Source organism: Pseudoduganella rivuli, assembly GCF_009674485.1.
GTDB classification, from domain to species: Bacteria; Pseudomonadota; Gammaproteobacteria; order Burkholderiales; family Burkholderiaceae_D; genus Rugamonas; species Rugamonas rivuli_B.
On sequence record NZ_WKJJ01000017.1, the window covers coordinates 60,841 to 78,923 of the forward strand.

13 protein-coding genes are annotated in these 18,083 nt (G+C 62.2%); 1 reads left to right on the plus strand and 12 read right to left on the minus strand.

Annotated features, from left to right (window positions below; all coding sequences use genetic code 11):
* Positions 1 to 42: 42 nt before the first annotated feature.
* The 10 genes from GJ700_RS24635 to GJ700_RS24675 all read right to left on the minus strand — a co-directional run bounded on the left by GJ700_RS24635 (position 43) and on the right by GJ700_RS24675 (position 14,605).
* On the minus strand, positions 43 to 948 hold the full coding sequence (locus tag GJ700_RS24635; RefSeq protein WP_154378938.1) for a dihydrodipicolinate synthase family protein: 906 nt from the start codon (positions 946 to 948) through the stop codon (positions 43 to 45).
* 89 nt (positions 949 to 1,037) lie between these two features.
* Complete coding sequence (locus GJ700_RS24640; protein WP_229507226.1) at positions 1,038 to 1,955, minus strand: hypothetical protein; 918 nt, start codon at positions 1,953 to 1,955, stop codon at positions 1,038 to 1,040.
* A gap of 8 nt (positions 1,956 to 1,963) precedes the next feature.
* Entirely contained in the window at positions 1,964 to 4,594 is a 2,631-nt protein-coding gene (locus GJ700_RS24645) for a TonB-dependent receptor (protein WP_154378940.1), read from the minus strand.
* A 117-nt stretch (positions 4,595 to 4,711) separates the two neighbouring features.
* Positions 4,712 to 5,653, minus strand: a complete 942-nt coding sequence (locus tag GJ700_RS24650; protein WP_154378942.1) for a helix-turn-helix domain-containing protein — start codon at positions 5,651 to 5,653, stop codon at positions 4,712 to 4,714.
* A 104-nt stretch (positions 5,654 to 5,757) separates the two neighbouring features.
* On the minus strand, positions 5,758 to 6,876 hold the full coding sequence (locus tag GJ700_RS24655) for an ABC transporter ATP-binding protein (protein ID WP_154378944.1): 1,119 nt from the start codon (positions 6,874 to 6,876) through the stop codon (positions 5,758 to 5,760).
* Between the two features lie 11 nt (positions 6,877 to 6,887).
* Positions 6,888 to 7,712, minus strand: a complete 825-nt coding sequence (locus GJ700_RS24660) for a carbohydrate ABC transporter permease (RefSeq protein WP_154378946.1) — start codon at positions 7,710 to 7,712, stop codon at positions 6,888 to 6,890.
* Entirely contained in the window at positions 7,709 to 8,647 is a 939-nt protein-coding gene (locus GJ700_RS24665) for a carbohydrate ABC transporter permease (RefSeq protein ID WP_229507227.1), read from the minus strand. Before GJ700_RS24665 ends, GJ700_RS24660 begins: the two co-directional genes overlap by 4 nt.
* On the minus strand, positions 8,644 to 9,873 hold the full coding sequence (locus GJ700_RS24670; protein ID WP_195764006.1) for an extracellular solute-binding protein: 1,230 nt from the start codon (positions 9,871 to 9,873) through the stop codon (positions 8,644 to 8,646). The genes GJ700_RS24665 and GJ700_RS24670 overlap by 4 nt, the downstream gene beginning before the upstream one ends.
* Positions 9,874 to 9,941: 68 nt before the next feature.
* Positions 9,942 to 11,924: a hypothetical protein gene (locus GJ700_RS35055; RefSeq protein WP_195764007.1), complete on the minus strand. Its 1,983-nt coding sequence runs from the start codon at positions 11,922 to 11,924 to the stop codon at positions 9,942 to 9,944.
* Between the two features lie 173 nt (positions 11,925 to 12,097).
* Positions 12,098 to 14,605 (minus strand): TonB-dependent receptor, encoded by a 2,508-nt coding sequence (locus GJ700_RS24675; RefSeq protein ID WP_154378950.1) that lies wholly within the window; start codon positions 14,603 to 14,605, stop codon positions 12,098 to 12,100.
* A gap of 296 nt (positions 14,606 to 14,901) precedes the next feature.
* Here GJ700_RS24675 and GJ700_RS24680 point away from each other — a divergent pair, with 296 nt between their 5' ends.
* Positions 14,902 to 15,858 carry a LacI family DNA-binding transcriptional regulator gene (locus GJ700_RS24680; RefSeq protein ID WP_154379153.1) on the plus strand — a complete coding sequence of 319 codons (957 nt, stop codon included), beginning with the start codon at positions 14,902 to 14,904 and terminating at the stop codon, positions 15,856 to 15,858.
* Positions 15,859 to 16,003: 145 nt separating this feature from the next.
* Here the strand turns inward: GJ700_RS24680 and GJ700_RS24685 are convergent, their stop codons facing one another.
* Positions 16,004 to 16,846 carry a nucleotidyl transferase AbiEii/AbiGii toxin family protein gene (locus GJ700_RS24685; RefSeq protein ID WP_195764008.1) on the minus strand — a complete coding sequence of 281 codons (843 nt, stop codon included), beginning with the start codon at positions 16,844 to 16,846 and terminating at the stop codon, positions 16,004 to 16,006.
* Positions 16,827 to 17,891, minus strand: coding sequence for a type IV toxin-antitoxin system AbiEi family antitoxin (locus GJ700_RS24690; protein WP_154378954.1), 1,065 nt, complete (start codon positions 17,889 to 17,891; stop codon positions 16,827 to 16,829). The genes GJ700_RS24685 and GJ700_RS24690 overlap by 20 nt, the downstream gene beginning before the upstream one ends.
* Positions 17,892 to 18,083: the final 192 nt, after the last annotated feature.

Here is an 18,083-nt window from a genome sequence, read left to right on the forward strand (position 1 = left end):
TTTCACACTAGAACTACACTACAACGACAACGGTTGTACCGTTTATTTCAGTTTCAGGCTGGGGCGCGTCGCCGCAGCTTTTTCCACCATGGCCGTCACTTGCGCGCGGCGCTCGCCGGTCAGCGGCAGGCGCGGCATGCGCACGCGCTCCGAACCACGGCCCATGATCTGTTCCGCCAGCTTGATGGACTGCACCAGGTCATGTTCCGCATCGAGGTGCAGCAGCGGCAGGAACCAGCGGTAGATATCGCGCGCGGTGGCGATGTCGCCCGCTTCCAGCGCTTCCACCAGCATCACGGATTCTTTCGGGAAGGCCGACGTCAGGCCGGAAACCCAGCCTTGCGCGCCCAGCAGCAAGCCTTCGAACGCAACGTCGTCCAGGCCCGCGAACACCACGTAGCGGTCGCCAAAGGCGTTGATCAGGTCGGTGAAACGGCGGGTGTCCGGCGTCGATTCCTTGATCGCCACGATGTTCTTGATCGGACGCAGCGCTTCCAGCACGTCATTGGTGATGGTGACGCGGTAGGCCGGCGGATTGTTGTACAGCATGATCGGCAACTCGGTGGCCTGCGCCACGGCGGTCAGGTGCGCCACCAGTTCTTCCGCCTTCGGCACGTACACCATGGCCGGCAGCACCATCAAGCCGTCCGCGCCGATGGCTTGCGCATCGCGCACCCATGCCTGCGCCAGCGGCGTCGTCAGTTCCGACACGCCGGTTACGACCGGCACGCGGCCCTTGACCACCTCGACAATCGCTTTCAGCAGCAAGCGTTTTTCTTCCGCCGTCAGGGAATTGTTTTCCCCGCAGGTACCCATGGCGATGATGCCGGTCACACCATCGCGTATCAGATCATCCACCACACGCTGGGTCTCAGCGTAGTCGATCGACAGGTCTTCCTTGAATTGCGTCGTTACGGCAGGGAAAACACCGCGCCAGTTAATTGCCATTGTTGCCTCCTTTTAAATTCATCAAACTCAACCAATACGTATATCGTATACGATTTTAGATAAAACGCCAAGCTGCATTTCACGCTGATTTACGAATAGCAGTCGTTCTTCGCCTTGCCGGAGGCGTCCAAGGTGATGCGCGCGGCGTCCATGCGGGCCGCATGCATGTAAAACACGTCGGCCGCGATATGGTGGTTGTCGCCATACACTTCCGCCAGCAGCGCGTAGATGTCCGGGTCGCGGGCCTTCAAGTCCTGGTCATTGACCACGGTGACGGTGTCCGTGATGTACGCCTTGTTGGAGTTGAACCAGTATTGCGTACCTTCCGCCCAATACTCTTCCAGCGTATTGACCATATAAGCGCCCTGCCACAGGCGTTTTTCCCTGGCGCGCGCATAGGCCGCTTCCAGGCGGGCGATCAGGCCCGGATCGGTGGTGCGCAGCGCCCACATGATGTTGTGCGAGAACTCGTGCACCATGATGTTTTCGCCGTAGTAGCGCGTCTTCGGCACGCCCATGATGTTTTCCGCGGCGCCCGTGGTGAACAGGCCGCCCATGCCGCGCGCCCGCGCATTCCAGTATTCGCGGTCGGTCATCAGGCCGATGGTCTTGGCATAGTCGCGCACTTCGCACTTGGTCAGGCGGGGATCGTCGATGGCCGGCTTTTTCCAGTCGCGCTGTTCCGGCAAGTCCGTCGTCCCTTCCGAGATCGCCATCACGCCGACGCGGGCGCCCTGGCGCACCAGTTCGTCGCGCACGTCGGGACGGTGCGCCAGCATGGCGATCACGATGTCGCGCGCCGCCAGGATCGCCTCGTCGGGAACCTGGCTGGAACCCGTAACGGGGATGCCCTGGGCATTGGCATACTTGGCGTAGAACGGATCGAGGCCGAGGCGGGCCGGCGGCGTGGTGATGCCGCCCGCCTGCGGGGCGACATTGGCGCAGGCCGACAGGCCGACCGCCAGTGCGGTGGCGGCCAGTGCGGCGGCAGGACTGAATTTGGTCATTTTTTTCATCAGAATTTGTGGGTCAAACGAACGTAGTAGGCGCGGCCGATCGGGTCGGACAGGCGCGGGTCATAGCCGGTCTGCGGGTTGGCATTCTGGTTGGAGAACGGCGGGTTGGTGTTCAGCAGGTTCTTGACGCCGGCCGTGATGGTGGTGTTCTTGAAGCCGGTATACGCCGCCGACAGCGCCCACACGGAATTGGGCGACACGTCGCGCACGTATTGCGCCGCCACCGCGTTCTGGTCCGTGTAGCCAGACGTATAGCGCTGCGACAGGGTCGCGCTTAACGGCCCGTTCATCCAGCGCAACGAGAAGTTGTGCTTCCAGCGCGTGGCGCCGTTGTACACGCCGATGCTTTCGAACGGCTCACTGTCCGGCGTGGTCTGCCACACATTGCTGGTGACGTAAGTGCCGTTGAACCACGTGTCGAACCAGCCGACCGGCGTGTGCGGGAAGCGGTATTGCAAGGTCAGGTCGATGCCGCTGCTCTTGCGGATACCCAGGTTGGCCAGAGACGACAGGTTGACGTAGTCCAGCGCGGTGCCATTCGCGTTGTAATGGAAGCGGTCGCGGTACTTGTCGAATTCGGAAAACATTTCCGCTTCGGTCAGCGCCGAGCCGATGCCGTCGGTGACCTTGATGTGCCAGTAGTCGACCGACGCGGTCAAATCCTTGACCGGTTCGATCACGACGCCGTACGAATACGAGCGCGACTTCTCCGGCTGCAGGCCGGGATTGCCGCCGCTCTTGCCCGGCTGGACCGAGTGGCACGCCGTCAGCGGATTGACGCCGGCCTTGGCCACGCCGTTCGGGCACAGCAGCGGGTCGTCATAGGCGCCCACGGTATTGGTATCGAACAGCGGCGAGTGCAATTCATACAGCGTCGGTGCGCGGAAGCCGGTGCTGGCCGATGCGCGGAACATCACCTGTTTCGCCGGCTGGAAGCGGATGCCGATCTTCGGATTGAAGGTGCTGCCGGCGTCGCTGTACTTGTCGGAGCGCGCCGCCAGCGTCACTTCCAGCGTCTTGTGCAGCGGCGCCGCCAGTTCCGCGTACACTGCCGACAGCTTGCGCGACGTATCCTTGTCCTTCACGCCAAACAGGCCGGTGGCGCGGTAGATCGACGCCTGGTCCACGACCGGATGGTTGACGGTATAGCTGGAATGCTCGGTGCGGTGCTCGGCGCCGACCGCCAGCGCCAGCGCGCCGCCCGGCAGCGCCATCAACTCGCGCGACGCGCGCACGTCGACGCCGACGTTGCGCGCCCGGGCCGTCAGCGCATTGCCGATCAACAGCGCGTCTTTCAGGTACGCCGCCCCTTGCGCATCCTGCACGCCGAACGGATTGAGCGTGCCGGCATCGATGCCCGGCTGGATCAGCGCATCCTTCACGTAGCCGCCGATGAAGTCTTGCGTGACCTTGGTTTGCGCATAGCTGGCGCCACCCACCAGGTCCCAGCCAAAGGCCGAACCTTCGACGTTGAACACCATGCGGTCGGACACGCCGAGGTTTTCCGACGTGCGCTGCCCCGCTTCCAGCGGACGCCAGTTGACCGTCAAGTCTTCGCCCGTCAGGCCGCTGACGGCGGGATTGCCCCCTGCCCCGCCCGGATACCATTTGTTGGACGCGCGCATTTTCAGGCCGGTCAGCGGCGGCGGCGCGATGCGGCTGATGTTGGTGCTTTCCGAGTGCAGGTAATCCAGCGTGGCCAGGCCGTATTCGCCGAAACGCAGCGCGCCCTTCACGTACGCCGTGACCTGTTTGGTGTCGGGGATATCGTCGACCAGGCGCGCATAATCCTGGCGGCACGTGCCCTTGTCCTTCACACCGTTACCAGCCTGCGGAACCGTATCCGGCGCAAAACAGCCGGTGGCGAAGCGCGGGTTGCCGGTGATGCCGTTGGCGGAAAAGAAGTTGGCGGGGAACGTGGTGCCGCTGGTCTTGTTGATGCCGTGATCGGGCTGGATGCCGGTCGACGAATATGGCCGGTCGATGGAGCGCACGCGGGACTGGTCGTGGAAATCGAGCACGCCGAACACGTTGTAGCCGTCTTTTTCCAGGTCGCCGAAACCGCCCAGCACGTTGGCGCGTTTTTCGCGGCCGCCGGTCTGCTGCGGCACGATGGCCTCGGCGGTGACCGATACACCGTGGAATGAACGCTTGGTGATGAAGTTGATGACCCCGGCCACCGCATCGGTGCCGTAGAGGTGGGACGCGCCGTCGCGCAGCACTTCCACACGGTCCAGCGCCGCGAACGGGATCGCATACAGGTCGACGCTGCTGCCGTCGAACGGGTGATTGGCCAGGCGGCGGCCATTGAGCAGCACCAGCGTGCGGTCGTCGCCCAGGCCGCGCAGGTTGGCGGACGATTTGCCGCCGCCATCGAAGCCGATGCTGGTGCTGCTGACCGTCACCTGCTGGTTGGCGGCCACCGAATTCAATACTTCCTCGACCGTGGTCATGCCCTTGCTGGCGAATTCCTCGGCCTTCATCACCGTGACCGGCAATGCGGATTCGCCGTCGATGCGCTTGATCGACGAACCGGTCACGGTCACGCGCTGGACCGCCTGTTCCTGCGCCAGCGCGGCGCCACTGCATGCCAGCAGTACCGCAAGATGGATACGTTTTTTCTGCAACATGATGTCTCCCTGTGATTTGACGTCTTATAAAAACTGCTGGGTTCCATCTTGAAATGTTCAAGGAAACCCTTCGCGTCAAATCCTGCGGAAGGAGCACAAAACCGCTTCAGCGTATCCTCATGCTGCCATCATGTCGTCCGGCGCATGGCGCGCCAGTTGCCGGAATGCCGCCGGCGCAATGCCATAGCGGCGCGCAAAGGCGCGCGCGAAATGGCTGGCATTGGTGAAACCCAGTTCCATGGCGACGTCGATCACGCGCGCATCGCTGTCGAGCAGGGTTTCGCGCGCCCGTTCGAGGCGCAGCTTCATCAGGTATTGGTGGGGCGGCAGGCCGACGGATTTCGAAAACTCGCGCGAAAAGTGCGACTGGCTCATGGCGCACGCATCGGCCAGCTCGACGACGGAGATCTCGTCCGCCAGCCGCTCCGCGATATAGGCCAATATTTTTTGCAGGCGCGAACCCGCCAGGCTGCCGGTGGCCGATGCGGCGGGCAATTGCGCATGCTGCTGCAGCAGGTAGGCCACCAGCGCCGACGTCAAATGGTCGCGGAATTGCGGCGCCCAGCTGCCGGCCAGCGTATCCGCCTCCAGCAGCTTCATGGTCAAGTCCATCACCACGCGGTCCGGCGCGAACCAGTTGTTGGCCAGCGTGGACAAATCCTGCCCGCTGGCCGCCACCATCGCGTGCACCGTCGCGGTCGGGATAAAGATGTTGACGATGTCGCAGCCGCTCAGGCGGTGCCAGCGCCCTTTCGCGCCCGGCATGCAGACGCGAAAGCGGTTGGCGCCGATCACGCCGCTCCACACCGGCGCGTTATCTTTCCAGATTTCGGACTGCACAGGCTCGAGCTGGATGGCGACGCGGTAACTGTCGGGATGCGGCACCAGCGTGCGGACCTCGGTATCCGGCCGGTCCGCGGTCCAGCGCACGATCACCGCGCCAGACCCGGGCAGCGGCCCGATGCAGGCGCGCAGCGGGTCCGTGGCGCCGCTGAGGCGAAACCATTCCTGGAGCGCGCGGGGGTCGTCCCAGCGGCAAGCGTCTGTGAGCTGAGCCATGATTTGCCACCTCTAAAATCGTATACCGTATAATAAGGTAACAATTCAGCTGGAACAAGACACACCTGTTGCAAAAAAACATGCTCAAGCGCGGTCAAGCATAATTAATGGGAAAAGTCCGACAACAGCCTGCGCAAGGCGCGACCATCGCCGCGGAATACATGCAGCGCGTTGGCCGGCAGCGAAAACGCCACGGTCTGCCCTGCCCGCAAACTTTCGTTCTGCGTCTTGGCGACCAGCATGGACGATACGCCCGGCCATTGCAGGTGTACATAACTGTGTTCTCCAAGCGCCTCGACATGCACGATCTTCGCTTGCCACGCCCCTTGTCCCAGCACCAGGTGTTCAGGGCGAATACCCAAGGTCAGCGCGGCGCCCGGCGCCAGGTCCGAGCCATCGACGGCGGCGGCGCAGGCGCGGCCCTGCAACATAACGGTAATACCTTGCGGTTCGACGGCAATCAGGCTGGCGTCAAGGAAATTCATCGCCGGAGTGCCAATGAAACCCGCCGCGAACACATTGGCGGGATGATGATACAGCTCCAGCGGTGTGCCGATCTGCGCCACGTTGGACTGGCCCGGCGCCTCGGCGGCAGGCCGCAGCAGGACGATCTTGTCGGCCAGCGTCATGGCTTCCACCTGGTCGTGCGTAACGTAGATCATACTGGCCGAATTCAGGTCGCGATGCAGGCGCGCGATTTCCAGTCGGGTTTGTGCCCGCAGCGAGGCGTCCAGGTTGGACAGCGGCTCGTCGAACAGGAAGACCTTGGGCTTCTTGACGATGGCGCGGCCGATCGCCACCCGTTGACGCTGGCCGCCGGACAGCGCGCCCGGCTTGCGCTCCAGCAGCGTATCGAGCTGCAGGATGCGCGACGCATCCGCCACGCGGCGCTTGATCTCGGCCTTGTCCAGCCGCTGCCTGGTCAGGCCGAACGCCATGTTGTCGTATACCGTCATGTGCGGGTATAGCGCGTAGCTCTGAAACACCATGGCGATGTTCCGCTCGGCCGGCGCCACGTCGTTGATGGTTTGACCGTCAATGCTCAGAGTGCCCGAGCTGACCGGTTCCAGTCCGGCGATCAGCCGCAGCAGACTGGACTTGCCACAGCCCGAGGGGCCGATGAAAACGCAGAATTCACCGGGTGCGATGCTCAGGTTGATGTCGTGCAGAACGTGCTGGCCGTTGTAGGCCAGCGCGATATTGTGGAGGCTAACTTGCGTCATAGGGTTCTCTTTTACTTGATGCCGCTGGACTGGTCGTTGATGCTCAGGAAGCGCCGGTTCAGCACGATGTATATGAACAGGATCGGCAGGATGGAGATCACCGAGCCCGCCATGACCAGGTTCCACGACGACGACTTGGCATACTGCTTGGCCACCGCGTTCAGCCCCTGCGTCAGCAGATAACGGTCGACGCTGGAAATGAACAGCAGCGGTTTCATGAACTCGTTCCAGATGCTCATGAAGACAAAGATCGCCTGCGTCGCCAGCGCAGGTTTGGCCATCGGCAAAACAATGCGGAAGAAGCGGTCGAATGGTCCTGAACCATCCAACGTGGCGGCCTCCTCGATCTCAACCGGGAAGTTGATGAAGAACTGGCGCATCATGAAAATATAGGCAATCGACACCGCCGAAGTCAGAATCACCGACAGGTGGGTATCGACCAGGCCCATACGCGCTACGATCATGTAGGCCGGGATCATGGTCACCTGGCTCGGCACCATCACCAGCAGCATCAGCGTCTGGAACAGCAGGCCCCGGCCACGGAAGCGAAAACGCGCGAGCGCATAACCTGCCATGGTGTTGAACACGAGATTGAGCAGCGTGACGGCGAGCGCCACCGAGAACGAATTCCACAGCCACTGGTAGAACGGGCCGCGCAGGATAGCCTCATAGGCCGCCAGCGTCGGCGCCTGTGGCCAGATGCTTCCGGCGACAGCGATTTCGAGAGGGCTCTTGAGCGAGGTCAGGATCGCCCAAGCAAAGGGCGCCAGTGTCAGCAAGCTGTAACCGGCCAGCACCGCGTACAGCGCGCCGGCAGCGTATGAAGGACGTTTCATCGGTTCACTCCATCCGGCCGCACAAACCGGTTCAGTATCAGTGTGGCGCAGAATATGATCACGGTCAGCACCACCGCCAGCGCGCAGGCCAGCCCCATGGTGTTGTAATTCTTGAAGGCGAAGTGGTAGATCAGCAGCGTAAAAGTCAGCGTCGCGTTCTCCGGCCCGCCCTCGCCACCGGACAAGATGAAAGCCTGGTCGAACACCTGGAAGCAACCGATCAGCCCCATGGTCAGCACATAGCAGGTGATAGGCGTCAACTGCGGCACGCTGATTTCCCAGTGGCGGCTGACAGGGCCGGCGCCATCCAGCAGCGCCGCCTCGTACAGCGAGGCAGGTATTTCCTGCAACCCAGCCAGGAACACCACCATGAAGTGGGGGATGGTGGAGAACACATTCATCAGCATGATGATGCCCAGCGCCCACTGAGGATCGCCCAGGAAGTTGATGCTGTGGCCGAACTGCTCTTGCAGGAACCTCACCACCAGCCCGTTGTTATTGAACAACCACATGAAGATCATCGTCATCGCCGCCGATGAAGTCAGCGTCGGCAGGAACAGCAGCGTGACGAAGCCGCGCTTGAAACGGATCTTGCCATTGATGGCGCACGCCAGCGCCAGCGCGATCATTGTCTGCAGCGGCACCACCACCGCCACATAGACCATGGTGTTGCGGCACGCCGCCCAAAACTTGTCATCCTCGACCAGGTAGGCCAGGTTGCGCAAACCGACAAAGGTATGGCGGCCCGACACCAGGTCCATCTTCTGTACCGAGACGAACAATGCATAGGCGATCGGCATCAGCGTGAACAGGCCGACCACCAGCAGCGCCGGCAGCAGGAAGGCATAAGCGCCGAGGGTCGCGCCGCGCGGCAGGCGCGCGCGCCACGGCCGGGGTGTCTCAGCGCCCGGCATATTGGGGATGGCGGATGTCATCGCTGGCGCTCGATTTCGCGGTTGGAAACGGTTTCGGCCTTCTCCAGTGCCTGCCGCAGCGGCTTGTTGCCGTTAAAGGCGGCCAGGAACTGGTTACCGAAGTTGGTGTTCAGAACAGGCAGTTCGATGCCGCGCGACCAGACTGTCGCATAGGCGGCGCCGGCCACGTGGGCCGCCAACGCGGGAGCGTTGCGCACCTGCATGGCAGTCTCCACGCTGCGCCGTGTCGGCAACGTACCTGACGCGGTGGCCCAAAGCCGCATGCCGGGTCCGGTCATGTAGCGCGCGAAACGCACGCCGGCCGCCTTGTTCCTGGCGCCTCGCGGTACCGCATAACCAACCACGAAGGCCATCGTCTGCTTGTGCTGGTTCACGGTCGGCATCTCGCGCGCGATAAACGGGATGCCGCCGTAATCATGCTGAAGCGCGGCTTGCACCCAGTTCCCCTCCATCATCATGACGGTCCGCTGCGTGCCGAAGGCGGCGCCCGGCCAGTCGGCCCCCAGGTCATCCTTAGGCGAGTACAGGTACTTCTGCGCGTGGCCGGCGACCAGCTGGTTCAAGTAATCATAGGCAGCCGCATTGCCGGTGAAGTGGGCATGGCCGTCGGCGCCGATCAGCGGCTGGCCCGAGGTTTCCAGCGCCGCCAGATGGCGTGCCAGATCCTTCTCGACGATCATGGCCGCCACCCCGCGCGGCAGCCTGGCCTGCAGCGACCGGGCAAAACGCATCAGGCCATTGAAGTCGCCAGGCACATCGTCCGGACGGTAACCGGCTTGCTTCAGCAAGCGCGGGTTCAGGTACAACGCCAGTGTCGAATAATCTTTGGGCAGGCCATACAACCTGCCATCGCCGCCGCGGAACGCCTGCAGGAACTGTGGGTAGAAATCAGCCTGGTCGGCGGGGCCAAGGTCCAGCGGCTCCAGCACGCCGCTTTCAATCAGGACCGGCGCTTCGGCCGCGTCCAGGTAACACACGTCGGGTGGATTACCTGCCGCAAAACGCGACTTCAGCACGTCCGGATACTTGTCTTCGATGACCTGCTTGCGCACCGCGATGCCGGTGCTGCTGGTGAAAGCGGCGGCGGCCAGGTCAAAGGCCGCCACCTCGGCGGGCGACGAACCCCATACCGCCACGGTGACCGCCTCGGCTGGCCATGCCCGCGCCGCCATGGCCAGCGCGATGCTCAGTACGGCCACGCGCAGGCGGCGTGATTGATCGTTCATTGCTTGGTCTCCTGATACTGCGATGGCCGTGATCGGCACATTATGTTGGTTGTCATCGGGAGGCGGGGCTACGAGGGCATTGTAGTCGCAGCCGCTGGCGCTTGAACCGCCAGGTAGACGGTACTCCACAACTGGGCGGCGTTCGATTCGTCGGCGGTGGCGGCGCCCGGCCCGAATGGCAGCATGCGGTAGCAACCGTCGGTCCAGGTCCAGGACCATAGTTCGCAATTGCTTTGTGACTGGGTCGGCAGAATGACCTCCCACAACGCCTGCCGCGCCTCGGCCAGCAGCGCGCGGGTGCTGGCGGGCAGATCGCGGCGGGCCAGTTGCTGTGCCAGGCCAGCTGCCAGCAGCGCCTGTTGCCACGACCACACCACGGCGCCGTGGTAGCGGTCAGGCCCGAACAGTGGCTGCAGCGCGGTATCGGCGTAGGCGCCATTGGCCACCAGCAGGCCGATGCCGGTCATCAATCCGGCCGGGAACGGACGCATGATGGCGGCCAGTTCGCGCTCGATCAATGCCGCCGGAGGCTGTTGCAGCAACAGTGCGAACCCGAGATCGGAATGCTGCACCGGTATCGGCAAACCATGGGCATCCAGCGCGATGGCGCTAAAGACCAGCTCCTCGTTGCCCAGGCTGGCCAGGGCCGGCGCCGCGTCAATGCCGAGTTGATCCGCATAGCTGCGCACACTGTCGCGCGCCGCCGCCGCGCTGCGCCGCACGGCAAAGTAGCCAGGCACCTGTTGCTCCCATACCTGCGCCAATCCGGCCGCCACCGCGTCATCCCGCAGGTAGGGCGCCAGCAGGCCGCTGGCGTGCAGCGCCGCGATGGCGCGCAGCGCGGCGGGAACCAGGATGGCGTTGACGTTATACGAGACCACTCCGCCGCCGAGCCCGTCGGCGCTGTCGCGCCAGTCGCCGGTCACCTGCCCCGGCTTCAGATGGATCAGCGTGTCGATGCCAGGCCGCTGCGCATAGGCGTCGGCCAATCGCTGCACAAGGCTGAAGTTGCGGCACAGCGCAACCCCGCGCGGCTGGCCATCGGCGCCGGGTCCGGCCAGCCATTGCGCCGCGCGCGCCCCGCCGCCGGCATGCTCCAGCAAATATGCCATGGCCGCCGGCGCCAGCATGAAATCGTCGTCGACCATCTTGTAGTCGTAGACCGGCGCGCCGCCGCTGCCGTGCAGCAGAGCGAACTCGCCGATGTCTTCCTCATGCGCGACGGCGCCATGGATATCGAGCCGGTCCAGCACCGATGCCAGACCAGCCTCGGTGGCCTGTCGGGTCAACGCCGGCATCAGCAACAGCAGCGACATCAGGGTATCCCGCCCAAAATAGGTATTGAAGCGCCACGAGCCAGCCAGCAGCTTGTCGCCATAGCTGAGGAAGGTCAGGCTCTGGCGCGCGCGCAGCGTACCGGCGGCGGGATCGCGCAGCAGCCAGGCAGGCTGCACGGGCGCCGGCGCCGCTTCAGCCGACAGTGTGGTCAGCCGCAGCCGCAGCGTCTGCCCGGGCTGCGCGCGCAGGGTGATGCGGCCATGCGCGTCGGTGTCGACGCTGCCGTTCAGCACCTGCAGCACGATGGCGTAGCCGGCCGTGCCATCGAGGCGGTCTCGCGACCAGCGCACGCTGTCGGTCGTGAAACTGACCCGGTTGTGTATACCTGGCGGCAAACTGCGATCGTGTTGATAGTCGCGCAGGACGCGGGCCGAGCTGAGCACGGCTCCGCTTACCGTCAGCACGGCGCAGTCGGCACCGATATCGGTGGCGATGCCATACAGCGGGCGCCCCTGGTCATCGCCGCCTTGCACGGCTTGCATCTGCTCGGCGCCGCTCCAGTGCACCGGAGCGGCGTCCGGCTTGAACCACAAGCCGGTAGCGCTATTTCCGGCCGGGAACGCGGTCAGCAGGCGTGGCGCCGGGCCGGACGTCAGCAGCAAGTGGGCGGCAACCGGCCCCTGGCGCAGGAATTCATTGGCAACCAGCCCTTCCGGCAGCGAGAAACGCAGGGCTGGTTCGGCAGGAGCAGGCAGCGGGTAAATCGGATCCATCGAAGAGTTCCCAAAAACAGGTGTAAAAAGACTGACGGCGCGATCGCCGGCCAGCATGAATAACATGGTAAAAAGGTGCAGGCTGTTCACCTGCCCGGTGGCGCGGTCATACGCTGCTGAAAAAAAACCGGCCGGCACAGGGGACGGGCGCCGACCGGCAAAGACCACGACACTTAGAACGATGCTGTCAGGCTAAACTGCATGTTGCGCCCCAGGATGGCGCGCGCGAAGAAGTACTTGCCGCTGGCGACTTCGGTGAACCCCGCGCGCGGATTACCTTCGGTCAGGCCGATGGTGTTGGTCAGGTTCTGCACGTTGAAGTTCAGCGATAGCGCTGGCGACAGCTGGTAACTGGCGCCCACATCCAACGTATGGTAAGCCGGCAGTACGAAGGAATTGGCGGCGTCGGCATAGCGCTTGCCAACCTGGTGATACGACAGGTAAAGCTCACCCTTGTTATCCGGCAGCAGCAGGGTCGGCGTGATGGTGTAGTTCTGGTCCGGTGAGCGCTCCGGATGCGAACCCAGGCTGGCGGTATTGACGGTGGCGGCCGATGGACCGTTGACGCTCTTGATGTTCATCGACGATTTCTGGACCACGCCGCTCAGGTTGATGCGGGCATAGCGCAACGGCTTCCATTGCAGTTCGTATTCCAGGCCATTGACGATGATATCGCCGCCAACGCGGGTTTCCAGCGTATCGCCCTCGAGCAGGCGGCTGAACTGGTAGTCCTTGAAATTGGTGCGGAACGCCGTCAGCGAGGCGGAGAAGCCGCGCCGCTGGTAGCGCGCGCCGAGTTCACCGAAGCCGATGCGGGTCACCGGATTTTCATTGTTGGCCTGGTAGCTTTTCGAATATCGTGCGTAAACGGCCAGGTTGTCATTGATCAGGTAATTGCCGCCGGCGGTGACCGAACTGTGGTTGCTGGAGCCGTTGTCGACGTAATCATATTGGCCATTGAAAGCCGGCATGGTGTTGTTGACCATGATATTGTCGGCATCGCCGCCATCCGGCCTGGTCGAGCCGGGGATCGTCACGACCGAGCCCTGCGGACGCCACGCCCGGTATCGGAAGTGCTCAAGGCGCGCGCCGGCGTCGAGGCGCAGGCGTTCGTTGACCTGATACTCGTCGTTCAGATAGAGGTTCGACGACGACAGCGAGGAGCGGCTCAGGCCGACACCCCACGGGTTGTATTCCAGTACGCTCTTATCGGTCAACTGGCCGACCACCTTGCCAGCGGCATCGATGGCGACTATGTCGAGACGGGCCGGGTTGTTCTTCACCTCGCCCAGGAAACGCGTATTGCCATCGTTGCCATTCTGTTCATTCTGGTCAACGGTCAGCAAACCGGCGGTCAGGCTGTTACCGGCCGTGGTCCAGGTCAGACTGAGGTCGTTGACGAAATTCTGGCGGTAGGCGCGGTTCTTGGCAGAGATGTTGTCGGTCAGCAGGCCGTTACCACTGACATCAGCCAATTTAGCGCCGGAGTAGATGACGCCGCTGGCCACGCCGCGGATGGCCGGCGTGGTCCCTGGGAAGCGCTTGAGCATGGCCTGGATGTCGGCGTTGGACGCCGGATTCAAGCGGTCCGCAGCCGTGCGCAGGCTGTTGTTATCGAAGGTGAAAATGGAGTTGAACTCGTTCTTGAAATCGGTGTAGCGCCCTTTGGAGCGCACCGTGAAAGCGTCGTTCAGGCGCTTTTCGAAGTTGTAGCCGATCGAAGTCGACTTGGTGGCGATGCCATCGTTCAAATCGTTGGTCTGAAGGCCATTGGTATTGCGCCCGTACTGCACGCCGTTGTCGGCGCTCAGCAAGGTGCCGTAGTTGCCGTTGAAACCGGGAACGGGTTGCGGGTTGGACGGGTTCTGGAACGGGGTCGGCAACAGGAAGGTGTTATGGTCGTTGACCACTTTGACGTTGACGCTGAATTCGCCATCGCCCCATTTGCGGCCCACGTAGGCGCGCAGCAATCCGCCATGATCGGCGGTAAAGCCGATGTCGCGCACCGAGTCGGAGGTGCGGTAAAAACCACCGAAGCCGGCGTACCAGCCGTTGCCGATCGCTCCGCCGTAGCGCAAGTCGATCCGCTTGGTGCCATAGTCGGAACCGGTCAGGCGCAGAGCGCCTTCCGGTTCTTCCTTGGAACGCACCGTAATGAAATTGACGGTGGCGCCGGCGCCATTGACGGTCAGGATACCCGAAGTGCCGCCGCGCACGGCCTCCATGCGGTCGATTGACAGTTCCTGCTTGAGTATGGTGTCGGCCAGGCCGGGATGGTAGAACACCGGCAGTCCGTCCTCGGAGAGCTGGACAAAGTTCTGGCCGCCGCCCGCCAGCCCGCGCACCGTGTAGTTGTTGGACACTTCGCCGCCGGAGTCCTCCACCATCATGCCCGGAATCAGTTCAAGCGCACTGGCCGTGCTGCGCGGTGATTTGCGATCGAGATCGGCCCGGTCGGCGCTGGTGACGGCCACCGAGCTTTCGCGCACCGTGCGCTTGAGCGAGGTACTGCCGGTGACCACCACCTTATTCAGTTTGTCGTCCGCGGTACCTTGATCGGTGCCGCTGGCACTGCTATCAGGCGATGGGACGGCTGCGCCATCCTGCGCCTGCACCTGCTGGGTCAACGCCCAGACGGCCAAGGTGATGGCGGACAGCAAAAAGCGTTTGTGATTCTTCATTTGATCTCCGTTTATTGTCTTTTTTGGCGACTACTTTATCTATGAGGCAATCCGATGCAAATCGGAATCGATTCTGACCAACCTATGCATTTTCTCCGAATTTCCAGCTGGGCAACCGGTTGTCTAATTTTGAGCAACCGGTTGCTCAACAATTTCATTATGCAACGGCGCAGGTTTGTTTGCAATTTTTTCCTATTTTGCAGCGCAACATCGCGGCACTTGCAGCGGCACGGACAAATGGCGGTATCATGCCGCTTTGGGATGACCCGCCAAGGCCAGGGAGAACAGTAGTGAAGATGACGTTGGACCAACTTGCATTGAATCTCGGCGTGTCGAAGGGCACGGTGAGCCGGGCCCTGAACGGCAAAGGACGCATGGCGGAGGAAACCCGCCAGCGCATCCTGGCCGCGATGGACGCATCCGGCTACACCCCGGACCCGACCGCACGCGAGCTGAGTCGGCGTTCGGGTCACAGCGTTGGCATCTCATTGAACAAGGGCGGCTTCGGCCCCTACTTCACCTCGTTCTGGCGTGCCTTGGTGCAAGTGGCCGGCGAACGCGGCACCCGCTTTGTCGAGATGAGCGCGCCGCTGGAAAGTTATGCCCGCCTGCCGGACGCGGTACTGTTGCATAACACGGACGAAGTGCAAGAGCGTCTGGCGCTGCTGGCCCGCCGCAAGGTGCCGGCGGTGGTGCTGGGGCACCAGCCTGATGCCGCTTATGTGGTGCCAGACGATGCCGGCGGTGGCGCGGCCGCCACCCGCTGCCTGCTGGAATTGGGACACCGGACGATCGGATTCGTCGGCATGCAGACTGCGCAGCAGTCCGATGTTGATCGCCGCCACGGCTACCGCACCGCGCTGGCGGAAGCCGGTATCGCGCCGCGCCCGGAATTGGAATTGGACGGGCAATTTTCAGTGCTGGGCGGCTATCGCGCGGTGCGGCGCGCGTGTGAGGGCGGATTGCGCTTCACGGCCTTGTTCTGCGCCAGCGACGAAATGGCCGTCGGCGCCATCGGCGCGCTGGAGGACCTGGGTCTGAAGGTGCCAGAGCAAGTATCGGTAGTTGGCTTCGATGGCCTGCCTGGTATGCCATACGAATTGACCACGGTGGTGCAGGATATCGAACGCATCGCCGTGGAAGCCATTACCCTGGCCGAACAGCTGATTGACGGTGGACCACGACGCGAGATCGTGGTGCCGGTGACGCTGCGTCCAGGCACTACCACTGCGGTTTGCATGCCGACCGTATGACGCGGGGCAGTATTATGACCCAGCCGTATCCAACAGCGCTTCCACTGCACCTGCACTACTTTTTACTGGCCAGGAGTTCCGGTGAGTATTCATACTGGAGCATTTTTCCCAGTTTCAGGGATTTGACATAGGTGGACAGGGCGCCTTAGTTCAGCCATTCCCGAAGCAATCGCAACTGACTTTCCACCTGCTGAGAAATGTCGTCCAGCATCCGCCTTGATTTAATCATCGCCAATGCCAGGCGGTCGAAATCCCGGTCAATGATGTGCCTGAGCAGCTCGATGGTTTCGTCACTGGCCAGCCGCACCATATCTTTGCCTAGCAGCGCAATCCCGGCCCGTACAGGATCATAGTCCACCGCCTCGATGATGGCCGCTTCCTCATAGATGCGATCGGCGTTTCCAGCATCGACGTAATGCGTCATCAGATGAAAGAGATCAATCGCATCCTTGGCGTTCTCCTTACCCCGCTCAGACCATGCCACCAATTTCAACACGGCCAGGCCTGGAAGCGACACCACTTTGCCAGTGCAGTCCTGCGCAAAGTTGACTTCCTCGGCTGCAGCAATCGCGTCGGTGTATCCCGCCACATTCATCATGACCTGCATGTCAGGTGGCCATGCGATTTCATTGCCTTGTGCGACGCCGCCAAACGGCACCAGGTCGACAGGCACGCCAGGACGCCCCGACTCGCCCTGATAAACCAGGCATTGCGGCGCCTTGCCCGCACTGAATTGGGCAGTCGCCAGCAATCTCTGTCTAAGCGCCTCGAATTGCTGCCAATCCTTGACGGCCACGGCGAAGTCCACGTCGCGGGTCGCGCGGTCCGGCGCCAAGCCAAATACATGCTTGAGCAGGATATCGCGCCCCGTTGCGCCTACCAGCATGTAATCGATACCTGCCGCCTGGGCGCTGGCCGCGACCGCACGCAGGATCTCGATGGTGATCGCGTCGATCGGGAACTCTGGTTTAACCGAACGTGGGGTCAATCCATTTCTCCTTGATGAGGTCGGCAGTCTCGTACGTCCTCGGGTCCAGCAGCGCCAGCAACTCCGCATAAACGACGATAGGCGGTGCGATTCCCGGCCTGGTTTCCAGGTCAGAATGCCAGAATTTTTCAAGCAATTCGACACTCCCGTTGGGGTCGGGCCTGAGCCGATGATGCTTGACCAGTTGACGGGTGGTGTCGTCCACCTTGTCAGCGCGGACATAGATGGCTTGCGTGGCAGGTTTCAGGTAGTTGGTCAAGGCATGCGCGGCGACCTCCCCTCCCCATACGGCCGCGCAATCCGCCAGGCTTTCTTGCATCCACCACTCGCGGTCGGGTGGACTGAAGCGGCGGCGCAACAATTTGGGGCGCAGCACGGATGGGTAGTTGATTGCCCATTCGTCGAGCAAACGCATGGGCTCCAACAGTTTCCGTTGCTGAGCGCTACCTTTGTTGATCAGGTAGCCACGGCGCGCCAACTCATCAATGGTGTTGTTGGCCGTTCCCAACGACACACCTGCCGCGGCGGCGATGTTCTTGAACGTCGCATTGACGAGATGCGGCGCCCCGAGCAAAGCCAGGGCCACGCGCAAACTGGCCGCATTGGCGATGCCTTTGGACGCCCGTGGCGTCCGCTGTTTGTCTTCTTGCCGTTCACCGCTGACAAATACAAACAAGCCCGGGCCACGAAGGTAGGCATTGCCATGCGTGTCGATGAACTGCTGGCCAATCTTGCGACAATACTCGGCAAGTTCCCGGCTGAGGTAAGGCGCGACCAACACGCCCTCAGTGCCAAGGTCGCTAAATTGCCGCCGGACCTGCTCGACCTGGGCCTTGCGGTCGATGAAGGATTTGCACTCGACCAGGTAGTGGTGTGTTTCGTTTTCGACGTGCAGGTCGATCCGCGCGTCCACGACATAGGATCTGCCAGGAAGAACCTCGACGGCATTGGTAACGCCACCGATACCGGTATGGGCCTGCAGCGCCGCCAAGGCTTCCTCAACCTGCTTACGATCGCGTTCCAGGGTATGTCCGAGAGTGTTCATCTTGACTTGAATTTCAATTTTTTTTATTTTTCACGGATCGTGAATAAGTACATTTTATGAAAATCCATGGAAATTTTCAATCAATGTAAATATTCACGTCCCGTGAAAATCAAACATAAATGAATTTCAACTCAAATGCCATGTTCATCAAGCAATAAACGAGTACATCCCAGCGAGTACGTTTTGCCGAGT

What these genes read in the sequence shown, in the direction of transcription:
- GJ700_RS24635 (WP_154378938.1), bottom strand. Translation starts at nt 948, where the DNA reads ATGGCAATTAACTGGCGCGGTGTTTTCCCTGCCGTAACGACGCAATTC.
- GJ700_RS24640 (WP_229507226.1), bottom strand. Translation starts at nt 1,955, where the DNA reads ATGACCAAATTCAGTCCTGCCGCCGCACTGGCCGCCACCGCACTGGCG.
- GJ700_RS24645 (WP_154378940.1), bottom strand. Translation starts at nt 4,594, where the DNA reads ATGTTGCAGAAAAAACGTATCCATCTTGCGGTACTGCTGGCATGCAGT.
- GJ700_RS24650 (WP_154378942.1), bottom strand. Translation starts at nt 5,653, where the DNA reads ATGGCTCAGCTCACAGACGCTTGCCGCTGGGACGACCCCCGCGCGCTC.
- GJ700_RS24655 (WP_154378944.1), bottom strand. Translation starts at nt 6,876, where the DNA reads ATGACGCAAGTTAGCCTCCACAATATCGCGCTGGCCTACAACGGCCAG.
- GJ700_RS24660 (WP_154378946.1), bottom strand. Translation starts at nt 7,712, where the DNA reads ATGAAACGTCCTTCATACGCTGCCGGCGCGCTGTACGCGGTGCTGGCC.
- GJ700_RS24665 (WP_229507227.1), bottom strand. Translation starts at nt 8,647, where the DNA reads ATGACATCCGCCATCCCCAATATGCCGGGCGCTGAGACACCCCGGCCG.
- GJ700_RS24670 (WP_195764006.1), bottom strand. Translation starts at nt 9,873, where the DNA reads ATGAACGATCAATCACGCCGCCTGCGCGTGGCCGTACTGAGCATCGCG.
- GJ700_RS35055 (WP_195764007.1), bottom strand. Translation starts at nt 11,924, where the DNA reads ATGGATCCGATTTACCCGCTGCCTGCTCCTGCCGAACCAGCCCTGCGT.
- GJ700_RS24675 (WP_154378950.1), bottom strand. Translation starts at nt 14,605, where the DNA reads ATGAAGAATCACAAACGCTTTTTGCTGTCCGCCATCACCTTGGCCGTC.
- GJ700_RS24680 (WP_154379153.1), top strand. Translation starts at nt 14,902, where the DNA reads ATGACGTTGGACCAACTTGCATTGAATCTCGGCGTGTCGAAGGGCACG.
- GJ700_RS24690 (WP_154378954.1), bottom strand. Translation starts at nt 17,891, where the DNA reads ATGAACACTCTCGGACATACCCTGGAACGCGATCGTAAGCAGGTTGAG.